The 21,984-nt window shown below is 56.7% G+C and carries 24 protein-coding genes; 19 read left to right on the top strand and 5 right to left on the bottom strand.

Annotation, left to right across the window (positions count from 1 at the left end):
* The first annotated feature begins 132 nt into the window (after window positions 1-132).
* On the top strand, window positions 133-1,350 hold the full coding sequence (gene fabB / locus F3J31_RS05280) for a beta-ketoacyl-ACP synthase I (protein ID WP_014832795.1): 1,218 nt from the start codon (window positions 133-135) through the stop codon (window positions 1,348-1,350).
* Window positions 1,351-1,558: 208 nt separating this feature from the next.
* Window positions 1,559-2,737 (top strand): MFS transporter, encoded by a 1,179-nt coding sequence (locus F3J31_RS05275; protein ID WP_167211723.1) that lies wholly within the window; start codon window positions 1,559-1,561, stop codon window positions 2,735-2,737.
* A gap of 90 nt (window positions 2,738-2,827) precedes the next feature.
* On the opposite strand, the gene flk is transcribed toward F3J31_RS05275, so the two are convergent.
* Entirely contained in the window at window positions 2,828-3,832 is a 1,005-nt protein-coding gene (gene flk, locus F3J31_RS05270; RefSeq protein WP_063622179.1) for a flagella biosynthesis regulator Flk, read from the bottom strand.
* Between the two features lie 113 nt (window positions 3,833-3,945).
* Here flk and pdxB point away from each other — a divergent pair, with 113 nt between their 5' ends.
* From pdxB to hisP, 15 genes are all read left to right on the top strand, one after another.
* Window positions 3,946-5,082, top strand: a complete 1,137-nt coding sequence (gene pdxB, locus F3J31_RS05265) for a 4-phosphoerythronate dehydrogenase PdxB (protein WP_167211720.1) — start codon at window positions 3,946-3,948, stop codon at window positions 5,080-5,082.
* Between the two features lie 67 nt (window positions 5,083-5,149).
* Window positions 5,150-6,163 (top strand): aspartate-semialdehyde dehydrogenase, encoded by a 1,014-nt coding sequence (locus F3J31_RS05260; RefSeq protein ID WP_032646629.1) that lies wholly within the window; start codon window positions 5,150-5,152, stop codon window positions 6,161-6,163.
* Entirely contained in the window at window positions 6,163-6,975 is an 813-nt protein-coding gene (truA, locus tag F3J31_RS05255; protein WP_063622177.1) for a tRNA pseudouridine(38-40) synthase TruA, read from the top strand. Before F3J31_RS05260 ends, truA begins: the two co-directional genes overlap by 1 nt.
* A gap of 28 nt (window positions 6,976-7,003) precedes the next feature.
* Window positions 7,004-7,663 (top strand): DedA family protein, encoded by a 660-nt coding sequence (locus tag F3J31_RS05250; protein WP_008502599.1) that lies wholly within the window; start codon window positions 7,004-7,006, stop codon window positions 7,661-7,663.
* A 154-nt stretch (window positions 7,664-7,817) separates the two neighbouring features.
* The gene (accD, locus tag F3J31_RS05245) at window positions 7,818-8,723 is read left to right on the top strand and encodes an acetyl-CoA carboxylase, carboxyltransferase subunit beta (RefSeq protein ID WP_023312564.1); all 906 of its coding nucleotides are present in this window, start codon (window positions 7,818-7,820) and stop codon (window positions 8,721-8,723) included.
* A gap of 70 nt (window positions 8,724-8,793) precedes the next feature.
* On the top strand, window positions 8,794-10,062 hold the full coding sequence (gene folC / locus F3J31_RS05240) for a bifunctional tetrahydrofolate synthase/dihydrofolate synthase (RefSeq protein ID WP_167211717.1): 1,269 nt from the start codon (window positions 8,794-8,796) through the stop codon (window positions 10,060-10,062).
* The gene (dedD, locus tag F3J31_RS05235) at window positions 10,052-10,750 is read left to right on the top strand and encodes a cell division protein DedD (protein WP_045908737.1); all 699 of its coding nucleotides are present in this window, start codon (window positions 10,052-10,054) and stop codon (window positions 10,748-10,750) included. The genes folC and dedD overlap by 11 nt, the downstream gene beginning before the upstream one ends.
* A 165-nt stretch (window positions 10,751-10,915) precedes the next feature.
* On the top strand, window positions 10,916-11,404 hold the full coding sequence (cvpA, locus tag F3J31_RS05230) for a colicin V production protein (protein ID WP_000262116.1): 489 nt from the start codon (window positions 10,916-10,918) through the stop codon (window positions 11,402-11,404).
* Between the two features lie 33 nt (window positions 11,405-11,437).
* Entirely contained in the window at window positions 11,438-12,955 is a 1,518-nt protein-coding gene (purF, locus tag F3J31_RS05225; RefSeq protein ID WP_021241570.1) for an amidophosphoribosyltransferase, read from the top strand.
* An 89-nt stretch (window positions 12,956-13,044) separates the two neighbouring features.
* Entirely contained in the window at window positions 13,045-13,614 is a 570-nt protein-coding gene (locus F3J31_RS05220; RefSeq protein WP_048224260.1) for a UbiX family flavin prenyltransferase, read from the top strand.
* A gap of 291 nt (window positions 13,615-13,905) precedes the next feature.
* Window positions 13,906-14,688 (top strand): lysine/arginine/ornithine ABC transporter substrate-binding protein ArgT, encoded by a 783-nt coding sequence (argT, locus tag F3J31_RS05215; RefSeq protein ID WP_023616063.1) that lies wholly within the window; start codon window positions 13,906-13,908, stop codon window positions 14,686-14,688.
* A gap of 226 nt (window positions 14,689-14,914) precedes the next feature.
* Complete coding sequence (gene hisJ / locus F3J31_RS05210; RefSeq protein WP_008502592.1) at window positions 14,915-15,697, top strand: histidine ABC transporter substrate-binding protein HisJ; 783 nt, start codon at window positions 14,915-14,917, stop codon at window positions 15,695-15,697.
* 88 nt (window positions 15,698-15,785) lie between these two features.
* Window positions 15,786-16,472 (top strand): histidine ABC transporter permease HisQ, encoded by a 687-nt coding sequence (locus F3J31_RS05205; protein ID WP_014832782.1) that lies wholly within the window; start codon window positions 15,786-15,788, stop codon window positions 16,470-16,472.
* Window positions 16,469-17,185, top strand: a complete 717-nt coding sequence (locus F3J31_RS05200; protein ID WP_008502590.1) for an ABC transporter permease — start codon at window positions 16,469-16,471, stop codon at window positions 17,183-17,185. The genes F3J31_RS05205 and F3J31_RS05200 overlap by 4 nt, the downstream gene beginning before the upstream one ends.
* Window positions 17,186-17,193: 8 nt before the next feature.
* Window positions 17,194-17,967, top strand: coding sequence for a histidine ABC transporter ATP-binding protein HisP (gene hisP / locus F3J31_RS05195; RefSeq protein WP_045908735.1), 774 nt, complete (start codon window positions 17,194-17,196; stop codon window positions 17,965-17,967).
* 59 nt (window positions 17,968-18,026) lie between these two features.
* Here hisP and F3J31_RS05190 read toward each other — a convergent pair whose 3' ends face one another.
* The 4 genes from F3J31_RS05190 to yfcG all read right to left on the bottom strand — a co-directional run bounded on the left by F3J31_RS05190 (window position 18,027) and on the right by yfcG (window position 20,570).
* Entirely contained in the window at window positions 18,027-18,545 is a 519-nt protein-coding gene (locus F3J31_RS05190) for a GNAT family N-acetyltransferase (RefSeq protein ID WP_167211714.1), read from the bottom strand.
* A gap of 44 nt (window positions 18,546-18,589) precedes the next feature.
* The gene (locus F3J31_RS05185; RefSeq protein ID WP_167211711.1) at window positions 18,590-19,483 is read right to left on the bottom strand and encodes a TIGR01777 family oxidoreductase; all 894 of its coding nucleotides are present in this window, start codon (window positions 19,481-19,483) and stop codon (window positions 18,590-18,592) included.
* Window positions 19,484-19,496: 13 nt separating this feature from the next.
* On the bottom strand, window positions 19,497-19,865 hold the full coding sequence (folX, locus tag F3J31_RS05180) for a dihydroneopterin triphosphate 2'-epimerase (RefSeq protein WP_023616057.1): 369 nt from the start codon (window positions 19,863-19,865) through the stop codon (window positions 19,497-19,499).
* A gap of 75 nt (window positions 19,866-19,940) precedes the next feature.
* The gene (gene yfcG / locus F3J31_RS05175) at window positions 19,941-20,570 is read right to left on the bottom strand and encodes a GSH-dependent disulfide bond oxidoreductase (protein WP_032646621.1); all 630 of its coding nucleotides are present in this window, start codon (window positions 20,568-20,570) and stop codon (window positions 19,941-19,943) included.
* 140 nt (window positions 20,571-20,710) lie between these two features.
* On the opposite strand from yfcG, the gene yfcF reads away from it, so the two are divergent.
* Together yfcF and yfcE are read left to right on the top strand one after the other, a co-directional pair.
* Window positions 20,711-21,355 carry a glutathione transferase gene (yfcF, locus tag F3J31_RS05170; protein WP_069720441.1) on the top strand — a complete coding sequence of 215 codons (645 nt, stop codon included), beginning with the start codon at window positions 20,711-20,713 and terminating at the stop codon, window positions 21,353-21,355.
* Window positions 21,356-21,411: 56 nt separating this feature from the next.
* Window positions 21,412-21,963, top strand: a complete 552-nt coding sequence (gene yfcE / locus F3J31_RS05165) for a phosphodiesterase (RefSeq protein ID WP_063622172.1) — start codon at window positions 21,412-21,414, stop codon at window positions 21,961-21,963.
* The last annotated feature ends 21 nt before the right edge of the window (window positions 21,964-21,984 follow it).

The following is a 21,984-nucleotide window of genomic DNA, read 5'->3' as shown; positions in this document are numbered from 1 at the left end:
GCACGATCTTAACGATGTGAGTCCATCGGTGCAAATTTCCGCAGAAAATGTCTGATCGGACTTGTTCGGCGTACAAGTGTACGCTATTGTGCGACTCGAAACTTACTATAGTGCGACTTACAGAGGTATTGAATGAAACGTGCAGTGATTACTGGCCTGGGCATTGTTTCCAGCATCGGTAATAACCAGCAGGAAGTCCTGGCATCTCTGCGTGAAGGACGCTCCGGGATCACTTTCTCTGAAGAGTTTAAAGATTCAGGTATGCGTAGCCACGTATGGGGTAACGTCAAACTGGACACCACCGGTTTGATTGACCGCAAAGTGGTTCGTTTCATGAACGATGCCTCTATTTATGCTTATCTCTCCATGCAGGAAGCGATCAAAGATTCTGGCCTGAGCGAAGAGGTTTATCAGAACAACCCGCGCGTGGGTTTGATCGCCGGTTCCGGCGGCTCATCTAAAGCGCAGGTATTTGGTGCTGACGCAATGCGTAGCCCGCGTGGTCTGAAAGCGGTAGGTCCGTACGTGGTGACTAAAGCCATGGGGTCTGCGGTTTCCGCATGCCTGGCGACCCCGTTCAAAATCCACGGTGTGAACTACTCCATCAGCTCTGCGTGTGCGACTTCCGCGCACTGCATCGGTAATGCTGTTGAGCAGATCCAGCTGGGTAAACAGGACATCGTATTTGCTGGCGGCGGCGAAGAGCTGGGCTGGGAAATGGCCTGCGAATTCGACGCGATGGGCGCACTGTCCACCAAGTACAATGAGACTCCGGACAAAGCTTCCCGTACCTACGATGCGCACCGTGACGGTTTCGTCATCGCGGGCGGCGGCGGTATGGTTGTGGTTGAAGAGCTGGAGCACGCCCTGGCACGTGGTGCGCACATCTATGCTGAGATCGTGGGCTACGGTGCAACGTCTGACGGCGCCGACATGGTTGCGCCATCCGGCGAAGGCGCGGTGCGCTGCATGAAGATGGCGATGCACGGCGTTGACACCCCAATCGACTACCTGAACTCTCACGGTACCTCTACGCCGGTAGGCGACGTGAAAGAGCTGGGTGCGATCCGCGAAGTCTTCGGCGACAACAGCCCGGCGATCTCTGCGACCAAAGCCATGACCGGTCACTCTCTGGGTGCGGCTGGCGTTCAGGAAGCGATCTACTCTCTGCTGATGCTGGAAAACGGCTTTATCGCCCCAAGCATCAATATCGAAGAGATGGACGAGCAGGCTGCTGGCCTGAACATCGTGACCAAACCAACGGAAGCGACGCTGACTACCGTCATGTCTAACAGCTTCGGTTTCGGCGGCACCAACGCCACGCTGGTCATGCGTAAGCTGAAAGCATAAGTTTTATGTTTGATTCAGAAGGGGAGCCATAAGGCTCCCTTTTTTTATGCATTGACAAGCAGCTGATCTCACAGGCAAACTTCACCACTCAACATTATCCTCACGATAATGCGTAAGCGTTTAACGTCAACCAACGCACCTTAATCCTGATAATCAGGTAGAGGGGGCGTGGCATTTCCCCGCCTTACTCTTCATCTCGGAGTAAAGCATGACTGCAGTAACTCAAACAGAAACAACCCCTTCAGCGAACGTCTCGCTGTTCCGTATCGCCTTTGCGGTATTCCTGACCTATATGACCGTTGGCCTGCCGCTGCCGGTGATCCCGCTGTTCGTTCATCAGGAGCTGGGCTATGGCAACACCATGGTCGGCATTGCCGTGGGCATTCAGTTTTTAGCCACGGTATTAACCCGCGGATACGCCGGACGACTGGCGGATCAGCACGGTGCCAAACGCTCGGCGCTGCAGGGGATGTTTGCCTGCGGGCTGGCGGGCGGCGCCTGGCTGCTGGCGGCAGTTCTGCCGGTCGACGCGGCGTATAAATTTGCGCTGCTGGTGCAGGGCCGTTTAATCCTGGGCTTTGGTGAAAGCCAGCTGCTGACCGGCACCCTGACCTGGGGAATGGGACTGGTGGGGCCAGCACGTTCCGGCAAAGTGATGTCCTGGAACGGCATGGCCATCTACGGCGCGCTGGCCGCCGGTGCACCGCTTGGCCTGCTGATCAACAGCCAGTTTGGTTTTGCGGCGCTGGCTGCCACCACCATGGCGCTGCCGCTGGTGGCATGGGCGTTTAACGGCTCGGTGCGTAAGGTGCCCGCGCACAAAGGCGAGCGTCCTTCCCTGTGGAGTGTGGTCGGCCAAATCTGGCAGCCGGGCCTGGGCCTGGCGCTGCAGGGTGTGGGTTTTGCGGTAATAGGGACGTTCGTCTCGCTCTATTTTATGAGCCGCGGCTGGGCGATGGCCGGTTTTACGCTTACTGCGTTTGGCGGCGCGTTTGTTCTGATGCGCGTGCTTTTTGGCTGGATGCCGGATCGCTTCGGCGGCGTGAAGGTGGCGGTGGCGTCGCTGGTCATTGAAACCATCGGTCTTCTGCTGTTGTGGAATGCACCCGTGGCATCCGTGGCGCTGCTGGGTGCGGCGCTGACCGGCTGCGGCTGTTCTCTGATCTTCCCGGCGCTGGGCGTTGAAGTGGTGAAGCGCGTGGCCCCGCAGGTGCGCGGGACGGCGCTCGGCGGCTATGCGGCGTTTCAGGATATCTCATACGGCGTTACCGGGCCGCTGGCCGGGCTGTTAGCGACCTCGTTTGGCTATCCGTCCGTCTTCCTGGCCGGTGCGGTTTCCGCGGTGGTGGGGATCGTGGTGACGCTGGTGGCGTTTCGCAGAACGTGAGTCTTTGTTGCCGGGTGGCGGCTGCGCCTTACCCGGCCTACGGTTCGAGCCGTTGTAGGCCCGGTAAGCGCAGCGCCACCGGGCAAAATATCAGGCAACCAGCCAGAAAATCGCCAGCGCAATCAGCAGTGCAATAAACATCAATCCCGGACGCGCAGAAAGTGTTCTGAAGGTCTCCACGACCGGTGCAAACAGCGGGCTGTAAATCGGCTGAACGTTTCTCACCTCCGGCACGCCGCCTTCACGTTCGGCGCGGCGAACGAAGATCTGGTTGAGCAGGTCCTGCACCTGCGCGGTAGTCAGTACCGTCTGCGGCGTGGCCTGCCAGTTTTGCTGGGCATAATCCCGAATCACCTCGAACTCGTGTGGTTCAAGCGGCTGTTTCAGCGCGGCCTGGACAGTATGCAGAGTCGGGGCGCTCTGGGTGCTGAGCGTCTGGCGTGCCTGGAGCCAGGTCACCAGATGGGTAAACTGTTTGGCCGGGATCAGCTCGCCCGCCTTCACGCCGGACAGCTCCAGCATGGATTGCCAGATGAGCTTCGTCGGCTCGCCGGTGGCCGCGGCCAGCTTGGTCACCATCTGCTTGAGCGTATTGTGCTCGGCGGGCAGCAGCGGACGCTCGGTCGCCGGGCGTACCTGCGGCTGCGGAATCGACAGCTCATTGTTCTGCAGCAGCGTCAGCACGGTTTTGAGCTGATCGGGCGTCAGCTGGCCCAGCGCGGTCTGACCATACTGCTGGCGAATAAAATCACTCACTGCCTGGCGGTTGTTTCCCTGGCCCAGCAGCTCCGTCAGCTGAGAAACAATCTGGCGCGTGGTGTGGTTCTGCTGCGCGGTCGTAATACGCTGGTTCAGATTTTGCTCGGCAGCGGGGAAATGACGCGACTGCAGCGGTGCGTCGTTCCTCACGCCTAAATCATGCTTCACCCCGGCCCAGACTTCCGCGTTTTGCTGCGAAGTCAGCGCAATCAGGCGCGTGATCAGTCGCTCCAGCACGGTGCGCTGTTGCGTGGATAGCGGTTGTTCACCGGCAACGTTTGGCGTGACAGGGCCTTCACCCGGAGGGCGTGGCGGCGTACCTGAAATGGGCTGCATCGTCAAAAATCCTTAAAGTCAAAACTCAGCGTAAACCTGGCAGACGTATATGCCTGGCGGCCAGATTATGGCACACTTGGCAGGTTTTCTTCCTCTCAAACAGGTACTCAGACGTGAAAATCCTCGTTGATGAAAATATGCCTTACGCCCGTGAGCTGTTTAGCCGCCTGGGTAACGTTAAGGCTGTTCCTGGTCGCCCGATCCCGGTCAACGAACTGGACGACGCCGACGCCCTGATGGTGCGCTCGGTGACCAAAGTAAATGAGGCGTTGCTCGCCGGTAAGGCGGTTAAGTTCGTTGGGACCGCAACGGCAGGGACCGATCATGTGGATGATAAATGGCTGAAGCAGGCCGGAATCGGTTTCTCCGCCGCGCCGGGCTGTAACGCGATTGCCGTCGTGGAATACGTTTTCTCCTCGCTGCTGATGCTGGCCGAGCGCGACGGGTTTGCGCTGAAAGACCGCACCGTGGGGATTGTCGGCGTGGGTAACGTCGGCGGGCGCCTGCAAAAGCGCCTGGAAGCGTTAGGGATCCGCACGCTGCTGTGCGATCCGCCGCGCAAAGACAATGGCGATGACGGGGATTTCCGCTCGCTGGACGAGCTGGTTGAACAGTGTGACGTGCTGACGTTCCACACGCCGCTGTTTAAAGAGGGGCCGTATAAGTCGCTGCATCTTGCCGATGAGGCGCTCATTCGCCGTCTGAAGGCTGGCACTATTCTGATAAATGCCTGTCGTGGTCCGGTAGTCGATAACGCCGCGCTGCTGACGTGTCTGAACGAAGGACAAGATCTCAGCGTGGTGCTGGACGTCTGGGAGCCGGAGCCGGACCTCAACGTTGAGCTGCTTAACAAGGTGGACGTGGGCACCGCACATATCGCCGGTTATACCCTCGAAGGGAAAGCCCGCGGCACGACGCAGGTCTTCGAGGCCTACAGCGCCTTTATCGGTCATCCGCAGCAGGTGGCGCTGGATACCTTACTCCCCGCGCCTGAATTTGGCCGCATTACCCTTCACGGCCCGCTCGATCAGGCAACGCTGAAAAGGCTGGTGCATTTGGTGTATGATGTGCGCCGCGATGATGCGCTGCTGCGTAAAGTGGCGGGGATCCCGGGTGAGTTTGATAAGCTGCGCAAGCACTACATTGAGCGCCGCGAGTGGTCTTCCCTGTATGTGATGTGCGACGACGCGTCGGCGGCGACGCTGTTGCACAAGCTGGGGTTTAACGCCGTTCATCACCCGGCGCATTAATGTCTTCTTAATGCTCCCTGTCGGATACTCCGACAGGGACGCTTTTTTATTTCTGGAGTAAACCACCATGTCTGAAGGCTGGAACATTGCCATTTTAGGTGCCACGGGTGCCGTGGGCGAAGCCCTGCTCGAAACGCTTGCTGAGCGTCAGTTCCCGGTGGGCGATATCTATGCGCTGGCGCGAACGGATAGCGCGGGTGAGCATCTGCGTTTTAACAGTAAATCCGTCATGGTTCAGGATGCGGCGGCGTTCGACTGGACGCAGGCGCAGCTGGCGTTTTTCGCCGCAGGCGCTGAAGCCACTGCGGCGTACGTTGAAGAGGCGACCAACGCAGGCTGCCTGGTCATCGACCTGAGCGGCCTGTTCTCCATGGAGCCGGATGTGCCGCTGGTGGTGCCGGACGTGAACCCGTTTGTGCTGGCTGATTACCGCAACCGTAACGTCATTGCGGTACCGAACAGCCTGACCAGCCAGCTGCTGACCGCCCTGAAACCGCTGATCGACGACGGCGGCCTGTCGCGCATTACCGTCACCAGCCTGCTGTCCGCGTCCGCAAACGGCAAAAAGGCCGTTGACGCGCTGGCCGGGCAGAGCGCGAAGCTGCTGAACGGCATTCCGATTGACGAAGATGATTTCTTTGGCCGCCAGCTGGCGTTCAACATGCTGCCGCTGCTGCCGGACCGCGAGGGTTCCGTGCGCGAAGAGCGTCGTATCGTTGATGAGGTACGTAAAATTCTGCAGGACGATGGCCTGATGATCTCCGCAAGCGTCGTGCAGTCCCCGGTCTTCTACGGTCACGCGCAGATGGTCGGCTTTGAAGCGCTGCGTCCCCTCGCGGCAGAAGAGGCGCGCGATGCGTTTGGCCGCGGGGAAGACATCGTCCTCTCCGAAGAGAGCGAGTTCCCGACGCAGGTGGGCGATGCCACCGGCAGCGCGCATCTTTCCGTTGGCTGCGTGCGTAACGACTACGGTATGCCGGAGCAAGTCCAGTTCTGGTCCGTTGCCGACAACGTTCGTTTCGGCGGCGCGCTGATGGCGGTCAAGATCGCTGAAAAACTGGTGCAGGAGTACCTGTACTGATGTCAGACGTGGAACAAAAGCCGGTTCATAAAATTGCCCTCGGTATTGAGTACGATGGCAGTAAATATTATGGCTGGCAGCGTCAGAATGAGGTGCGCAGCGTCCAGGAGAAGCTGGAGAAAGCGCTCTCTCAGGTGGCAAACGAGCCGATTAACGTCCTGTGTGCAGGCCGTACGGATGCGGGCGTTCACGGCACGGGGCAGGTGGTGCACTTTGAAACCACCGCCGTGCGTAAGGATGCCGCCTGGACGCTGGGGGTAAATGCGAATTTGCCTGGTGACATTGCGGTGCGCTGGGTGAAAGCTGTGCCGGATGATTTTCACGCGCGTTTCAGCGCCACGGCGCGCCGTTACCGCTACGTCATCTACAATCAGCGTCTGCGTCCGGCGGTGTTAAGCCAGGGCGTGACGCATTTTTATGAACCGCTTGATGCTGAACGTATGCATCGCGCGGCGCAGTGTCTGATTGGGGAGAATGACTTTACGTCGTTTCGTGCGGTGCAGTGTCAGTCCCGCACGCCGTGGCGTAACGTCATGCACATCAACGTCAGCCGTTTTGGCGCGTATGTGGTGGTGGATATCAAAGCCAATGCCTTTGTACATCATATGGTGCGGAATATTGTGGGCAGCCTGATGGACGTGGGTGCCGGACACCAGCCGGAGAGCTGGATTGCAGACCTGCTGGCAGCGAAGGACAGAACGCTTGCGGCAGCCACGGCGAAAGCGGAAGGGTTATATCTGGTCTCGGTAGACTATCCGGATCGGTTTGACCTGCCGAAACCGCCAATGGGTCCGCTGTTTTTAGCGGACTAAACAAAGGTGCAATTAGGGCTTAGACAATATGGACGTAATTCGTTTTTTAATTGATTTCATCCTGCATATTGATGTTCACCTGGCGGAGCTGGTCGCGCAGTATGGCGTCTGGGTTTACGCTATTCTGTTCCTCATTCTGTTCTGTGAAACCGGGCTGGTTGTCACGCCGTTCCTGCCGGGGGATTCCCTGCTGTTCGTTGCCGGGGCCTTATCGGCGCTGCCCACCAACGATCTGAACGTGCATCTTATGGTGGTGCTGATGGTGATTGCCGCCATCGTCGGTGATGCGGTCAACTACACGATTGGACGCGTATTCGGTGAGCGGCTGTTCAGTAATCCGGATTCAAAAATTTTCCGTCGCAGCTATTTAGACAAAACCCATGCGTTTTATGAACGCCATGGCGGAAAAACCATTATCCTTGCGCGCTTTGTGCCTATTGTGCGCACATTTGCACCGTTTGTGGCGGGAATGGGGCATATGTCCTATCGTCATTTTGCCATGTATAACGTCGTGGGGGCGCTGTTGTGGGTGCTGCTGTTTACCTATGCAGGCTACCTGTTTGGCGATCTCCCGGTGGTTCAGGAAAATCTTAAGTTACTGATTGTAGCGATTATTGTGCTTTCCGTACTGCCGGGCGTTATCGAAATCATTCGTCACAAACGTGCGGCGGCAAAGCAAGCGAAGTAAATGCACACTGGCGGTTCGACCACTTTTTTATCCAAAGTTTCGGGCTGTTATGTTTTAATGTGCAACATTCATGGTCTGTTGGAGGCAAAAATGGCATTATTCGCCTCTTATAGCAAAACTGGCATACGACCAGGTTCAGGCAGAAAGGTTATCAATGAGCTGGATTGAACGAATTAAAAGCAACATTACCCCAACGCGTAAAGCGAGCATTCCTGAAGGGGTATGGACGAAGTGTGATAGCTGCGGCCAGGTTCTGTATCGCGCAGAGCTGGAGCGCAACCTTGAGGTGTGTCCGAAGTGTGACCACCATATGCGTATGTCGGCGCGCAACCGCCTGCATAGCCTGCTGGACGAAGGTTCTCTGGTAGAACTGGGCAGCGAGCTTGAGCCAAAAGACGTGCTGAAGTTCCGCGATTCCAAAAAATATAAAGATCGTCTGGCCTCTGCACAGAAAGAGACCGGCGAGAAAGACGCGCTGGTCGTCATGAAAGGCACCCTGCACGGGATGCCGGCTGTTGCCGCTGCGTTTGAGTTCTCCTTTATGGGCGGCTCAATGGGCTCCGTGGTCGGTGCGCGCTTCGTGCGTGCCGTTGAGCAGGCGCTGGAAGACAACTGTCCGCTGATCTGCTTCTCTGCCTCCGGCGGTGCGCGCATGCAGGAAGCGCTGATGTCGCTGATGCAGATGGCAAAAACCTCTGCAGCGCTGGCGAAGATGCAGGAGCGCGGTCTGCCGTATATCTCCGTGCTGACCGACCCAACCATGGGCGGCGTCTCCGCGAGCTTCGCGATGCTGGGCGATCTGAACATCGCTGAGCCAAAAGCGCTGATCGGCTTTGCGGGTCCTCGCGTTATCGAGCAGACCGTTCGTGAAAAACTGCCGCCGGGCTTCCAGCGCAGTGAGTTCCTCATCGAGAAAGGCGCCATCGATATGATCGTCCGCCGTCCGGAAATGCGCCTGAAGCTGGCGAGCATCCTGGCGAAGCTGATGAATCTGCCAGCGCCGAACCCGGATGAACCGCGCGAAGGCGTGGTGGTACCGGATCAGGAACCCGAGGCCTGATAACTGAAAAGGGCAGGGCCGGTTGGCGCTGCCCTTTTGCTTTCTAATCTGTTAATGACAACCGGGCATTATGGAAAATAAAAGCATTCCCCAAGCCACGTCGCCCCTGGCCGCGTGGCTTTCTTATCTGGAAAACCTGCACAGTAAAACCATCGATATGGGGCTTGAACGCGTAAGCCAGGTTGCGGCGCGTCTTGACGTGCTCAAACCGGCGCCTTTCGTGTTCACCGTCGCGGGAACCAACGGTAAAGGCACGACCTGCCGTACGCTGGAATCCGTCCTGATGGCGGCGGGTTACAGGGTTGGCGTTTACAGCTCGCCACACCTGGTACGCTACACCGAGCGGGTTCGCGTACAGAACCACGAGCTGCCGGAATCCGCGCATACGGCGTCGTTTGCTGAAATTGAAGCCGCGCGCGGAGAGATCTCATTAACCTATTTTGAATACGGTACCCTGTCGGCCCTGTGGCTGTTTAAACAGGCGCAGCTGGATGTGGTGATCCTTGAGGTCGGTCTCGGCGGACGTCTTGATGCGACCAATATCGTGGATGCGGACGTGGCGGTGGTGACTTCCATCGCGCTGGATCATGTCGACTGGCTGGGGCCCGATCGTGAAAGTATCGGCCGTGAGAAGGCCGGTATTTTCCGGGCAAATAAGCCCGCGGTGGTTGGCGAGCCGGATATGCCGTATACCATTGCTGACGTGGCGAACGAGAAGGGCGCGCAGCTGCTGCGCGGCGGTGTTGACTGGCAGTATGAGGTTCAGGACAACGGCTGGCGCTTTAGCGATGCGCAGGGCGCGCTCGACAACCTGCCGCTGCCCCAGGTGCCGCAGCCGAACGCAGCCACCGCGCTGGCGGCACTGCGCGCCAGCGGCCTCGTGGTCAGCGAACAGGCGATCCGCGAGGGCATTCAAAATGCGATTCTGCCCGGACGTTTCCAGATTGTGAGCGAGTCACCGCGCCTGATCCTGGATGTGGCGCACAACCCCCACGCGGCGGCGTATCTCGCGGGACGTCTCAAATCGTTACCAAAAACCGGGCGCGTGCTGGCGGTTATCGGTATGCTTCATGATAAAGATATCGGCGGGACGCTGGCCTGCATGGAGAGTGTGGTCGATAGCTGGTATTGTGCTCCTCTGGAGGGGCCGCGCGGCGCGACGGCTGAGCAGCTGATGGAACATCTCGGCAAAGGCGCAATCTACAGTAGCGTGGCGCAGGCCTGGCATGCCGCGATGGCGGATGCTAAACCAGAAGATACCGTGCTGGTGTGTGGTTCATTCCACACGGTGGCACATGTCATGGAAGTGATGGACGCGGGGAGAACCGGTGGCGAGTAAGTTTCAGAACCGTTTAACAGGAACCATTGTGCTGGTCGCGCTCGGGGTGATTATTCTTCCCGGGCTGCTCGACGGGCAGAAAAAGCATTATCAGGATGAGTTTGCCGCGATTCCGCTGGTGCCGAAACCGGGTGACCGCGATGAGCCGGATATGCTGCCCGCGGCGACGCAGGCGCTGCCTGCTCAGCCACCGGAAGGCGCGGCGGAAGAGGTGCGCGCGGGTGATGCCGCCGCACCGTCGCTCGACCCGTCTCGCCTGGCGGCCACGAGCAACAGCGATATCGATCCTGTGCCGGTCGAGCAGCCTAAACCGGTTGAAAAACCGAAGCCGGTTGAGAAGCCGCAGCCGAAACCGCAGCGTGATAAAGCGGCAGAACAGCTCGCCGCGGCGTCAGAGACGCCTCCGCCAGCAAAACCGACGCAGCAGGACGCTGCTGCCCCAACGGGTAAAGCCTATGTGGTGCAGCTCGGTGCGCTGAAAAATGCCGATAAAGTCAACGAGGTCGTGAGCAAACTGCGCAGTGCAGGATATCGTGTTTACACTTCACCTTCCACGCCGGTGCAGGGTAAAATTACGCGTATCCTCGTGGGGCCAGAAGCGTCTAAAGACAAACTGAAAGGGTCGCTGGGTGAGCTGAAGCAGATCTCCGGCCTGAGCGGTGTGGTGATGGGCTACAGCGCAAACTAAGTACGACCTGCTCCTTTAAGAGAGAGGCGATAAGCCACGGCGTTGAACATTTTTTCAGCGCCTTTTTTATTTACGCGCGGGAAGGAAATCCCTACGCAAACGTTTTCTTTTTCTGTTAGAATTCGCCCCGAACTGGATGACAGGGCGTTAAATCGTGGGACACATATGGTCTGGATTGATTACGCCATCATTGCGGTGATTGGTTTTTCCTGTCTGGTTAGCCTGATCCGTGGCTTTGTTCGTGAAGCGTTATCGCTGGTGACCTGGGGTTGTGCTTTCTTTGTCGCCAGTCATTACTACACTTACCTGTCTGTCTGGTTCACGGGCTTTGAAGATGAACTGGTCCGAAATGGAATCGCTATCGCGGTGCTGTTTATCGCAACGCTGATTGTCGGCGCTATCGTGAATTACGTGATAGGTCAGCTGGTCGAGAAAACCGGTCTGTCAGGAACGGACAGGGTGCTCGGGATCTGTTTCGGGGCATTACGAGGCGTGCTGATTGTGGCCGCGATCCTGTTCTTCCTGGATACCTTCACCGGGTTCTCCAAAAGTGAAGACTGGCAGAAATCGCAGCTCATTCCAGAGTTCAGCTTCATCATCAGATGGTTCTTTGACTATCTGCAAAGCTCGTCGAGTTTTTTGCCCAGGGCATAAACCCTGAGATGTGGCTTAACGAGGAAAAGACGAATGTGCGGTATTGTCGGTATCGCCGGTTTCATGCCGGTAAACCAGTCGATTTATGACGCGTTAACGGTGCTTCAGCACCGTGGGCAGGATGCTGCGGGTATCATCACCATTGATGCAAACAACTGCTTCCGTTTACGCAAGGCGAATGGCCTGGTAAACGATGTGTTTGAAGCCCGCCATATGCAGCGTCTGCAAGGTAATATGGGGATCGGTCACGTTCGTTATCCTACTGCTGGCAGTTCCAGCGCCTCTGAGGCACAGCCTTTCTACGTCAACTCACCGTATGGCATCACCCTTGCTCATAACGGCAACCTGACCAACGCGCATGAACTGCGCAAAAAGCTGTTCGAAGAGAAACGTCGCCACATTAACACCACCTCTGATTCTGAAATCCTGCTCAATGTGTTCGCCAGCGAGCTGGATAACTTCCGTCACTATCCGCTGGAAGCAGATAACATTTTTGCCGCGATTGCCGCGACAAACCGTCAGATCCGCGGCGCGTACGCCTGCGTGGCGATGATCATCGGTCACGGTATGGTCGCCTTCCGCGATCCAAACGGCATTCGTCCGCTGGTGCTCGGCAAGCGCGACCTCGGCGATGGCCGTACCGAATATATGGTTGCTTCTGAAAGCGTGGCGCTGGATACCCTGGGCTTTGAATTCCTGCGCGACGTGGCGCCGGGCGAAGCGGTCTACATCACCGAGAAGGGCCAGCTGTTCACCCGCCAGTGTGCCGACAACCCGGTCAGCAACCCGTGCCTGTTTGAATACGTCTATTTTGCCCGTCCGGATTCGTTCATCGACAAGATTTCCGTCTACAGCGCGCGCGTCAACATGGGCACGAAGCTCGGCGAGAAGATTGCCCGCGAGTGGGACGATCTGGACATCGACGTGGTGATTCCTATCCCGGAAACCTCCTGCGATATCGCGCTGGAGATTGCCCGCATTCTGGATAAGCCATACCGTCAGGGCTTTGTGAAGAACCGCTACGTTGGCCGCACGTTTATCATGCCGGGGCAGCATCTGCGCCGTAAGTCAGTGCGCCGCAAGCTGAACGCCAACCGCGCGGAATTCCGCGATAAGAACGTTCTGCTGGTGGATGACTCCATTGTTCGTGGCACCACCTCTGAGCAGATTATCGAGATGGCCCGCGAAGCGGGTGCGAAGAAAGTCTACCTGGCCTCTGCTGCGCCGGAGATTCGCTTCCCGAACGTGTACGGTATTGATATGCCAACCGCCAACGAGCTGATCGCTCATGGCCGTGAAGTGGATGAAATTCGCCAGATCATCGGCGCTGATGGCCTGATTTTCCAGGACCTGAACGATCTCATCGACGCGGTACGTGCCGAGAACCCAGAAATTCAGCAGTTTGAATGCTCCGTGTTCAACGGTATTTACGTGACCAAAGACGTTGACCAGCAGTACCTCGACTATCTTGATTCACTGCGCAACGACGACGCCAAAGCCGTCCAACTGCAGAACGATCTTGAAAGCTTAGAGATGCACAACGAAGGTTGATGCTCTGGCAGGTGAGGGCGTATGCCCTCACTTGCAACTCCCCGGAAAATCCTGCACAGTCTGCCCTGAAATCAGTAAGGGCGAAAATCATGAAACGACTCATAGTTGGGCTCAGCGGCGCCAGCGGCGCGATTTACGGCGTACGTTTGTTACAGGTTCTGCGTAACGTGGCGGACGTCGAAACCCATCTGGTGATGAGCCAGGCGGCGCGGCAGACCCTCTCTCTGGAAACCGATCTCTCCCTGCGCGATGTTCAGGCGCTGGCGGATGTCGTTCACGATGCCCGTGATATCGCTGCCAGCATCTCCTCAGGCTCGTTTAAAACAGCCGGCATGGTTATCCTGCCCTGTTCAATTAAAACGCTCTCCGGCATTGTGAATAGCTATACGGACACCCTGGTGACGCGCGCGGCGGATGTGGTGCTGAAGGAGCGGCGTCCTCTGGTGCTGTGCGTGCGGGAAACGCCGCTGCACCTGGGCCATCTGCGCTTAATGACGCAGGCTGCGGAGCTGGGCGCGGTCATCATGCCGCCGGTACCCGCGTTCTACCATCGCCCGCAAACGCTGGACGACGTCATCAATCAGACGGTTAACCGGGTGCTCGATCAGTTTGACATCGACCTGCCCGACGATCTCTTCACCCGCTGGCAGGGTGCCTGAATCTGTGCACAAACCAGGTGCATGAAAAGACAAGTTGCCCTGTTTCAGGGCAATTATGCAACGGCGATCATATCCTCGACATTTAATTCGTTTTTTCCCTTTTTCTCTCTCCGGTTCGTTCGGCAGACCTGCTATCTTTCACCATTAAGGCAATATCGCAACGTTTTATTAACATATTTAACGTCGAAGTTTTGACCAGACGGCAATGTGGCATAAGACCTGCAAGATGAAGCCTGCAACACAACACACAACACAATACATAATAAAATCACGGTACTTGAGGGTAAATGTATGAAGAAGACGGTTCTGGCTCTGTCTTTGCTCGTGGGGTTAAGTGCGGCAGCAGGTAGCTACGCAGCGCTTCCACAGACGGTACGTATCGGTACAGACGCAACCTACGCGCCATTCTCTTCCAAGGATGCGAAAGGCGATTTCGTGGGGTTTGATATCGATCTGGGTAATGAAATGTGCAAGCGTATTGCGGTGAAATGCACATGGGTGGGCAGCGACTTTGACGCGTTAATTCCGTCGCTGAAAGCCAAGAAAATCGACGCCATTATCTCTTCTCTCTCCATCACCGAAAAACGCCAGCAGGAGATTGCCTTTTCTGACAAGCTCTACGCCGCGGATTCTCGCCTGATTGCCCCTAAAGGCTCCCCGATTAAGCCCACCATCGACTCGCTGAAAGGCAAACACGTCGGCGTGCTTCAGGGCTCGACGCAGGAAGGCTATGCCAATGCTAACTGGCGTGAGAAGGGCGTAGACGTGGTGGCTTATCAGAACCAGGATCTGATTTACTCTGACCTGGCGGCAGGCCGTCTGGATGCGGCATTCCAGGATGAAGTCGCCGCGAGTGAAGGCTTCCTGAAGCAGCCTGCGGGCAAAGAATTCGCGTTTGCAGGCCCGTCGGTGAAAGACAAAAAGTACTTTGGTGACGGCACCGGGATTGGCCTGCGTAAGGATGATACCGAGCTGAAAGCCGCCTTTGACAAAGCCTTTGCGGAGCTGCGTAAAGACGGTACTTACGACAAACTGGCGAAGAAATACTTCGACTTCAACGTATACGGTGAATAACACCTGGCGGTAACGCACCGTAACGGTGCGTTACGGAAGTGGTTGACCCAATACGGTGCATGTGTTGCACCGTATTGGATCGCTTTGTGCATACTTACGCATTTATAATGCAAAAATTCCCGCCTGAAAGGCATTAATCTTTGCCTGACTGAGGGGATTAATGGCACATTAGCACCACCCCGTCGTCGTAAAAATCCCGTATGAAGACAGTTTGTTGAGGACAAATATGAAAAAACTCGTGTTGTCATTATCACTGGTACTGGCCTTTTCCAGCGCCACCGCGGCATTCGCAGCTATTCCGCAGAAAATTCGAATTGGTACCGACCCTACCTATGCGCCGTTCGAATCGAAGAATTCAAAGGGTGAACTGGTCGGTTTTGACATCGATCTGGCAAATGAGCTGTGCAAACGCATCAAAGCACAGTGTACCTACGTTGAGAACCCGCTGGATGCGCTGATCCCTTCCCTGAAAGCGAAAAAAATCGACGTGATCATGTCCTCCCTCTCCATCACCGAAAAACGCCAGCAGGAGATTGCCTTCACCGACAAACTCTACGCGGCCGATTCACGTCTGGTGGTGGCGAAATCGTCTGATATTCAGCCAACGCTGGAGTCGCTGAAGGGTAAACGCGTGGGCGTGCTGCAGGGCACTACCCAGGAAACCTACGGTAACGAACACTGGGCACCGAAGGGGATTGAAATTGTCTCCTATCAGGGCCAGGAAAATATCTACGCTGACCTGACGGCAGGCCGAATTGATGCCGCATTCCAGGATGAAGTCGCGGCCAGCGAAGGCTTCCTGAAAACGCCGGTCGGTAAAGATTACAAGTTTGGTGGCCCGTCCATTAAGGACGTTAAGCTGTTTGGTGTGGGCACCGGTATGGGCCTGCGCAAAGAAGACAACGAACTGCGTGAGGCGCTGAACAAGGCGTTCGCTGAAATGCGCGCAGACGGCACCTACGACAAGCTGGCGAAAAAGTACTTTGATTTTAATGTTTACGGCGGCTAATCGCCCCGTCATATAACGTGCGGCCCCTCCCACGGCGGGAGGGGAAAAGACACGGTTCCACCACTCACGATACGACAGGGCTCGCGGTATGCTGTACGGATTTTCTGGCGTTATTTTACAGGGCGCGCTTGTCACCCTTGAGCTGGCTATCAGCTCCGTGGTGCTGGCGGTGCTGATAGGTCTGGCAGGCGCAGGGGCGAAGCTTTCGGCTAACAAACCGCTGGCGCTGATCTTTGAAGGCTACACCACGCTTATTCGCGGCGTTCCCGATCTGGTGCTGATGCTGCTTATCTTTTACGGTCTGCAGATTGCGCTGAACAGCGTGACGGACGCGATGGGCATGGGACAAATTGATATCGACCCAATGGTGGCCGGTATTATTACCCTCGGTTTTATCTACGGCGCCTACTTCACCGAAACCTTCCGCGGTGCTTACATGGCCGTGCCGAAAGGCCACATTGAGGCGGCAACCGCATTTGGTTTTACCTCATCACAAACGTTTCGTCGGATTATGTTCCCGGCCATGATGCGCTATGCGCTTCCGGGCATCGGGAACAACTGGCAGGTTATCCTCAAAGCGACAGCGCTGGTCTCGCTGCTCGGTCTGGAAGACGTCGTGAAAGCGACTCAACTGGCGGGCAAGAGTACCTGGGAGCCGTTCTACTTTGCGGTGGTCTGTGGCGTGATTTATCTGGTCTTTACGACCGTCTCCAATGGTGTGCTTCTTCTGCTCGAGCGTCGCTACTCCGTGGGTGTGAAGAGGGCTGACCTGTGATTGAGATTATTCAGGAATACTGGAAATCGCTGCTGTGGACGGATGGCTACCGCTTTACCGGCGTGGCGATTACGCTCTGGCTGCTGATCTCCTCCGTAGTGATGGGCGGTATTCTGGCGGTGTTTCTTGCCATTGGCCGCGTGTCGAACAATAAATTTATCCAGTTCCCGATCTGGCTCTTCACCTACGTGTTTCGCGGTACGCCGCTGTACGTGCAGCTGCTGGTGTTCTATTCGGGGATGTACACGCTTGAGATCGTAAAAGGCACTGAGATGCTGAATGCGTTCTTCCGCAGCGGTCTGAACTGTACGGTGCTGGCGTTGACGCTCAACACCTGCGCCTACACCACCGAGATTTTCGCGGGGGCAATTCGCTCTGTCCCTTACGGTGAGATTGAAGCCGCGCGGGCCTACGGCTTCTCGTCGGTGAAACTCTACCGCTGCATCATTCTGCCGTCGGCCTTGCGTATCGCGTTACCGGCGTACAGTAACGAAGTGATTTTGATGCTGCACTCGACCGCGCTTGCCTTTACCGCGACGGTGCCGGATCTGCTTAAAATCGCGCGCGATATTAACTCCGCGACCTATCAGCCGTTTACCGCATTTGGCATTGCGGCGGTGCTCTATTTAATTATCTCTTATGTTCTGATTAGCCTGTTCCGTAAGGCTGAAAAACGCTGGTTGCAGCATATAAAACCTTCTTCGACGCACTGAGAAAGATGATGGCTGAGAACAAATTAAACGTTATTGATTTGCACAAACGCTACGGCGAACATGAAGTGCTGAAAGGGGTGTCGCTGCAGGCTAACGCGGGCGACGTGATCAGTATCATCGGCTCATCCGGCTCGGGTAAAAGTACCTTCCTGCGCTGCATTAACTTCCTGGAAAAGCCGAGCGAAGGCTCGATTGTGGTGAGCGGGCAGAACATCAACCTGGTGCGTGACAAAGACGGCCAGCTGAAGGTGGCCGATAAGCACCAGCTGCGTCTGCTGCGTACGCGTCTGACGATGGTGTTCCAGCATTTTAACCTCTGGAGCCACATGACGGTGCTGGAGAACGTGATGGAAGCGCCGGTTCAGGTGCTTGGCCTGAGCAAGCATGAAGCCCGCGAGCGCGCGGTGAAATACCTGGCAAAAGTGGGCATCGACGAGCGCCAGCAGATGAAATACCCGGTGCATCTCTCCGGCGGTCAGCAGCAGCGTGTCTCCATCGCGCGCGCGCTGGCGATGGAGCCCGAGGTGCTGCTGTTCGACGAACCGACCTCCGCGCTCGACCCGGAACTCGTTGGCGAAGTGCTGCGCATCATGCAGAAGCTGGCCGAAGAAGGCAAAACGATGGTGGTGGTGACGCACGAGATGGGCTTTGCCCGTAACGTCTCGAACCACGTGATATTCCTGCACCAGGGGAAAATTGAAGAGCAGGGGCACCCGGACGAGGTGCTGGCGAACCCGCAAAGCCCGCGTTTGCAGCAATTCCTGAAAGGCTCCCTGAAGTAAGAGGGCATCAGACCGCAGTGCAGGCCAATCGCCCGGTGGCGCTTCGCTTACCGGGCCTACTAATTCCGTTGTCGGCCGGCATACTCCAGCCGGTACACCCAGTCGTCATAGCGCACGCCGTCAATCTCATACGCCTTTTCCAGCACCTGCATACGCACAAACCCGGCTTTCTCCAGCACCCGCACCGACCCGCCGTTGTCCGCCAGCACGTACGCGTTAATCGCCTTCACGCCGGTCTGGTTGAACGCATAATCACACACCGCGGGCAGCGCCTCGCTGGCGATACCTTTCCCTTGCGCGGCAGGCACAACCGTATAGCCGATATCCGCCTCTTCACGATTCTCTGCGCTGATTTGCAGGCCGATATCGCCCAGTGGCGTATCATCATCCCGGGCGCGAATGACAAACACATGAGCAGCAGCGAGTCGCGCGGCAAACACGCGTCGGGTCTCTTTTTCCGGGGCGATGGCGGCCATATAGCGCATGATGCGGCGATCTTCACGTAGCGAGCGGAAGAAGGCCCAGTCAGTGGGTTCGAAAGGGGTGAGGTGAAGCCGGGGTGTGGTGATGGTTGCCATTGTGACGCCATATCTTCGGAAAATGGCCTGTCACTTTACCATATTCACCGCACCACATCCCCCAGCGCCTCTTCTAATTCATACCAGCGGAACGCAAACCCGGCCGCTTCCAGTCGTTTTGGCAGCGCTCTCTGTCCGCCTAATACCAGAACAGACGCTTCACCCATCAGCAGACGAATGACCGTGGCAGGCACGCGCAAAATTGCCGGACGGTGCAGGGCATGCCCCAGCGCGTGAGCAAACTGTTCATTACGCACCGGATACGGCGCAACCATATTGAACGGCCCGCGCAGATCGTTATCCAGCAGCCAGAGAATCCCGTTGACCATATCGTCGATATGGATCCAGGCCATATACTGACGGCCATTACCGATGGGGCCACCGAGTCCTAGCCTGAAGGGGGGAAGCATCTTCGCCAAAATGCCGCCTTTCGGCGCCAGAACGACACCGGTCCGCAGCAGGCAGACGCGGGTTCTATCGCTTTGCGCCGCACTGGCGATACTCTCCCACTGGGCGCAGAGTTTGTGGGTAAACTCGTTATGGGGCGGCTCTTCCTCGGTCACCACCACCTCGCCAAGATCGCCGTAATAGCCCACTGCGGAACCCGAAATCAGCACGGAAGGCGGCGTGTGGCTGTTGCGGATCAGCTCGACCAGCTTTTCGGTGATGTTCCACCGGCTGCTGCATAACAGCTGTTTTTGCTCTTCCGTCCAGCGCTTATCGGCGATGGGTTCACCCGCGAGGTTAATGACGGCGTCGAAGCCGTCCAGATTTTGCTGATCGGCCAGATTTTTCCAGATATCGACACCCGCCCCCAGTACCTGACGCGCTTTCTCCGGGCTGCGCGTGACCACGGTGATGTCGTGGAGCAAGGCCTGCAGACGCGCAATGAGGTGACGACCAATCAGGCCTGTACCGCCGGTCAGCAAAATCTTCATACAACCTCCAGGTTTACGCCTGGCGCCGCCAGCTTAACGTCATGGAGACGGAATCGGCGTAGCGCAGGGCGTGAAGTTTATCGATCTCAACTTCAGCATAAGTGACCCAGTGATGTTCGCGTGCGATATCGAGCACATCCTGAGTTAATTTTTCCAGCAGAGAGAAGCGGTTATTCTCCACAAACTGGATAATGTTCTTGGTGATTGTGCGGTAGTTCAGCGCGTCATTGATATCTTCGCTGGCGCGCGCTTTGTCTGCGGGATAGTGAATCACCACGTTAATGACAATATCCTGACGGTTGGCGATCTCTTCCTCTTTGATACCGATGAAGGTACGCAGGCGTAAATTTTTTATACGAATAATGGCGTCTGGCTGTGACATTGCAGGTCTTCTCCGTGTCAGTATTTCCTGCTCATAATACATGAGTGCCTCACAGGCACCCAGCCTCATACCGGGTTAAATTTGCTGGATTTTTTGCATCGCCCGCTCGGTCGCCGGGCGGGTCCGGATGCGCTCGAACCAGTTGTTTACCGCCGGGTAAGAGGCCAGGTCAATTCGGTGTTTTTCATGCGTATTCACCCATGGCCAGCAGGCGATATCGGCAATACTGTAATGATCGCCTCCGAGCCACGGCGTTTTCTTCAGCCGACGGTTCAGAACGTCATAGAGCCGCTGCGTCTCGACCTGATAGCGTTCTATCGCGTAAGGAATGGGCTGCGGGGCGTAAGCGGTAAAGTGATGATTTTGACCCAGCATGGGGCCCAGCCCGCTCGCCTGCCAGAAAAGCCACTGCAGGGTATGGTGACGCTCACGCAGCTCGCCGCTCAGCAGCTTGCCGGTTTTCTCTGCCAGATAGAGCAAAATTTCACCGGATTCAAACAGGCTCAACGGTCTGCCCCCGTCCGCTGGCTGGTTATCAATAATGGCCGGGATTTTATTATTCGGCGAGATAGCCAGAAAAAGAGGGCTGAACTGTTCGCCTTTGCTGATATCCACGCGAATGATCCTGTAATCCAGCTCGGCTTCTTCAAGAAAGAGGGTGATCTTATGGCCGTTTGGGGTAGGGGCGTAATAAAGGTCGATCATTCTCAACTCCTGTCCATGCGAAGAGTGGTGCCATGACAAATGAGTATAGGTGGTTGTTGTAAATCGTGAGTTTTCATCAAGTGACAGCGAGGCAAAGAGATTATATGTTGAGTAAAAACCGATCAGCCTATGAGGATGTTATGAACCAGCCCGTCATCACGTTGTGGTCCGATGCGAACTTCTTTTCCCCCTATGTTATGAGCGTATACGTTGCGCTGGCCGAAAAAGGGCTCACCTTTACGCTGAAGACCGTTGATCTTGACGGTGGTGAGCATCTTAAACCGCACTGGCAGGGCTACGATCTGACCCGACGCGTGCCGGTGCTGGAGATTGATGGATTTGCCCTGAGCGAATCGTCGGCGATCGATGAGTATCTGGAAGATCGGTTCGCCCCCCCGGAGTGGGAACGTATCTATCCTCACGATCTGCAAAAGCGCGCCCGGGCGCGGCAGATCCAGGCGTGGCTGCGAAGCGATCTGGTGCCGATTCGCGTCGAACGCTCCACGGACGTTGTGTTTGCCGGGGTGAAAAAGCCAGCCCTCAGCGCAGAAGGTGCAGAAAGCGCGCAGAAGCTGATTGAAACTGCCACCTCGCTGCTCGCCCATGGCAACCCAAACCTGTTTGGCGAGTGGTGCATTGCCGATGCCGATCTGGCGTTGATGTTAAACCGCCTGATCCTCAACGGTGATGAGGTGCCGCAGCTGCTGGTGGATTATGCCGCGTTCCAGTGGCAGCGTGCCTCCGTGCAGCGCTATGTGGCACTCTCGGCTAAGCGCGTGGGCTGATAAGCCCTGCCGCTTCAGGTATCATGGGGGCAGTCTGTTTTCCCTAGGAGTGACTGATGAAACTGATGTTTGCGTCGGATATCCATGGATCGCTGCCCGCTACCGAGCGTGTCCTTTCCCTGTTTGCACAAAGCGGTGCGCAGTGGCTGATTATTTTGGGCGACGTGTTGAATCACGGCCCGCGCAACGCGCTGCCGGAGGGCTATGCCCCTGCGCAGGTCGCGGAAAAACTCAACCAGTTCGCCTCGCGCATCATTGCCGTTCGCGGCAACTGCGACAGCGAAGTGGACCAGATGCTGCTGCATTTCCCTCTTACCGCACCGTGGCAACAGGTGCTGCTTGAACAACACCGCCTGTTCCTGACCCACGGGCATCTTTTCAGCCCGGATAATCTTCCGGCCCTCGCGGCTGGCGATGTCCTGGTTTACGGTCATACTCATATTCCGGTTGCGGAAAAACGCGGTGAGATTTATCACTTTAATCCGGGCTCGGTCAGCATCCCAAAAGGCGGGTATCCTGCGAGCTACGGCATGCTGGAAGGAAATACCCTGAGCGTTATCGCACTTAATGATCAGCAAGTTATTGCGCAGGTAGCGATTAATCCGTAAGTTACACCTCAACTGCAAACG

This window comes from Enterobacter sp. Acro-832, assembly GCF_011752745.1.
GTDB lineage: Bacteria > Pseudomonadota > Gammaproteobacteria > Enterobacterales > Enterobacteriaceae > Enterobacter > Enterobacter quasiroggenkampii.
The sequence above is the reverse complement of the archived record's forward strand: the minus strand, read 5'-3'. Positions and strand labels throughout refer to the sequence as shown.

Coding starts and splice junctions, on each gene's coding strand:
- folX (WP_023616057.1), bottom strand. CDS start 19,865: ATGTCACAGCCAGACGCCATTATTCGTATAAAAAATTTACGCCTGCGT.
- hisP (WP_045908735.1), top strand. CDS start 17,194: ATGGCTGAGAACAAATTAAACGTTATTGATTTGCACAAACGCTACGGC.
- F3J31_RS05260 (WP_032646629.1), top strand. CDS start 5,150: ATGTCTGAAGGCTGGAACATTGCCATTTTAGGTGCCACGGGTGCCGTG.
- cvpA (WP_000262116.1), top strand. CDS start 10,916: ATGGTCTGGATTGATTACGCCATCATTGCGGTGATTGGTTTTTCCTGT.
- folC (WP_167211717.1), top strand. CDS start 8,794: ATGGAAAATAAAAGCATTCCCCAAGCCACGTCGCCCCTGGCCGCGTGG.
- hisJ (WP_008502592.1), top strand. CDS start 14,915: ATGAAAAAACTCGTGTTGTCATTATCACTGGTACTGGCCTTTTCCAGC.
- purF (WP_021241570.1), top strand. CDS start 11,438: ATGTGCGGTATTGTCGGTATCGCCGGTTTCATGCCGGTAAACCAGTCG.
- F3J31_RS05205 (WP_014832782.1), top strand. CDS start 15,786: ATGCTGTACGGATTTTCTGGCGTTATTTTACAGGGCGCGCTTGTCACC.
- F3J31_RS05190 (WP_167211714.1), bottom strand. CDS start 18,545: ATGGCAACCATCACCACACCCCGGCTTCACCTCACCCCTTTCGAACCC.
- argT (WP_023616063.1), top strand. CDS start 13,906: ATGAAGAAGACGGTTCTGGCTCTGTCTTTGCTCGTGGGGTTAAGTGCG.
- F3J31_RS05250 (WP_008502599.1), top strand. CDS start 7,004: ATGGACGTAATTCGTTTTTTAATTGATTTCATCCTGCATATTGATGTT.
- fabB (WP_014832795.1), top strand. CDS start 133: ATGAAACGTGCAGTGATTACTGGCCTGGGCATTGTTTCCAGCATCGGT.
- F3J31_RS05275 (WP_167211723.1), top strand. CDS start 1,559: ATGACTGCAGTAACTCAAACAGAAACAACCCCTTCAGCGAACGTCTCG.
- accD (WP_023312564.1), top strand. CDS start 7,818: ATGAGCTGGATTGAACGAATTAAAAGCAACATTACCCCAACGCGTAAA.
- yfcG (WP_032646621.1), bottom strand. CDS start 20,570: ATGATCGACCTTTATTACGCCCCTACCCCAAACGGCCATAAGATCACC.
- F3J31_RS05220 (WP_048224260.1), top strand. CDS start 13,045: ATGAAACGACTCATAGTTGGGCTCAGCGGCGCCAGCGGCGCGATTTAC.
- F3J31_RS05185 (WP_167211711.1), bottom strand. CDS start 19,483: ATGAAGATTTTGCTGACCGGCGGTACAGGCCTGATTGGTCGTCACCTC.
- yfcF (WP_069720441.1), top strand. CDS start 20,711: ATGAACCAGCCCGTCATCACGTTGTGGTCCGATGCGAACTTCTTTTCC.
- yfcE (WP_063622172.1), top strand. CDS start 21,412: ATGAAACTGATGTTTGCGTCGGATATCCATGGATCGCTGCCCGCTACC.
- truA (WP_063622177.1), top strand. CDS start 6,163: ATGTCAGACGTGGAACAAAAGCCGGTTCATAAAATTGCCCTCGGTATT.
- flk (WP_063622179.1), bottom strand. CDS start 3,832: ATGCAGCCCATTTCAGGTACGCCGCCACGCCCTCCGGGTGAAGGCCCT.